At 67.8% G+C, this 1,578-nt stretch carries 2 protein-coding genes; both read left to right on the top strand.

The features are described 5' to 3' along the window. On the top strand, nt 1–152 hold a 152-nt coding region (locus Q0H50_RS09550), incomplete at its 5' end, for a hypothetical protein (protein ID WP_294421718.1). Between the two features lie 9 nt (nt 153–161). Then, nucleotides 162–1,578: DEAD/DEAH box helicase (locus Q0H50_RS09545; protein WP_294421717.1), on the top strand; the 1,417-nt coding region annotated here is incomplete at its 3' end.

Here is a 1,578-nt window from a genome sequence, read left to right as displayed (position 1 = left end):
GCGACACCTGCACGCTGCTTGCCGGCGAAGACCTCTCCGATGAGGACTTCCAGGCGCTGCAGGAGCGCATCGAGCAAGCCTACGAGGATCTGGAGATCGACGCGCACCGCGGCGATCAGCCCCTGTATCCCATCGTCTTCTCCGTGGAGTAGGGCGGCAACGTGGCCGATAGGCTCGCAGCAACTCTAGCCTTAGATGAACCCGCGTCGCGCGTGAAGCTGGTCAGCCCGGCTCGCGCGCAGGCGCTTGCGGGTTTGGGCGTGCGCACGGTCCGCGACCTGCTCACGCACTTTCCCCGACGCTATATCGACCTGTCGAAGCGCGAGACCGTCGCCGGTGCGCGCATCGGCGGGTCGTGCACTATCCAGGGGTCCGTCCACGAGGTCAAGCTCAAGCGCCCGCGCCCCAACCTTACCTTGGTCGAGATCGCGGTGGTGGATGCATCCGGCGTGCTCATGGTCACGTGCTTTCGCCAGCCTTGGCTGAAAGACCAGCTCAAGCCCGGCATGGGCATCGCCGTTGCCGGCAAGGTGGAGTTCGACTACGGCTTCAAGCGCATGGTGAACCCCTATATCGAGCAGCTCGGCGACGGCCAGATGGCCGAGGGCATGATCATCCCCGTGCATCCGGCGTGCGAGAAGATCTCGGCTGCATGGATGCGCCGTCTGGTGGGAAACGCGCTCGATGCCGTGCAAGGCTGCTACGATCCGCTGCCGCTCGATTTGCGCGTGCGGTACCGGCTCATGGCCCGCGGCCAGGCGCTGTCGTGCATCCACTTCCCGCATGCCATGGAAGAGGTCGCCGAAGCGCGCCGCCGCCTGGTATACGAGGAGCTGCTGCTGCTCGAGCTCGCCCTTATGTCGCAAGCTGCGCAGCGCGCGGCCGGTGCGCGGCCGGTGGCGCATGTGGTCGACGGCCCGTGCGCGGCGGCGCTCGATTGCGTCATGCCGTTCACCCTTACCGAGGAGCAGCAGCAGGCTCGCGCCGACATCCTCGAGCGCATGGCGGCGCCCGAAATGGCCAACCACATGCTGCTCGGCGACGTGGGCACGGGCAAAACCGCCGTCGCGGCGTTCGCCCTTGCCGCGGTAGCCGACACCGGCACCCAGGCGGCGCTCATGGCGCCCACCGAGGTGCTCGCGCGCCAGCATGCCGCATCGCTGGGGAAGTGGTTCGACGAGGTGGGCGTCACCTGGGGCCTGCTCACCGGTTCCACGCCCGATGACGAGCGCGCCCGTCTGCTCGAAGGCGCCGCCGACGGCGGTATCTGCGTGCTCATCGGCACGCACGCCCTGCTCGAGCCCGATGTGCGCTTCAGCCGGCTCACGCTCGCGGTCATCGACGAGCAGCAGCGCTTCGGCGTGGAGCAGCGCGCGGCGCTTCTCTCCAAAGGCAAGGCGCCCGATGCGCTCTACCTTACCGCCACGCCCATTCCGCGCACGCTCGCGCTTGCCGTGTTCGGCGATATGACGCTGTCCTATATCAAGCACCGTCCCAACGATTCGGCCCGTCGCACCACGCACGTCGTGTCGAAGGCCGACCAGGGCAGGGCATACGATGCGGCGCGTGAGGCGCTTG

Source organism: uncultured Senegalimassilia sp., from assembly GCF_934632265.1.
Lineage (GTDB): Bacteria > Actinomycetota > Coriobacteriia > Coriobacteriales > Eggerthellaceae > Senegalimassilia.
This window is presented reverse-complemented; position numbering and strand designations above follow the sequence as displayed.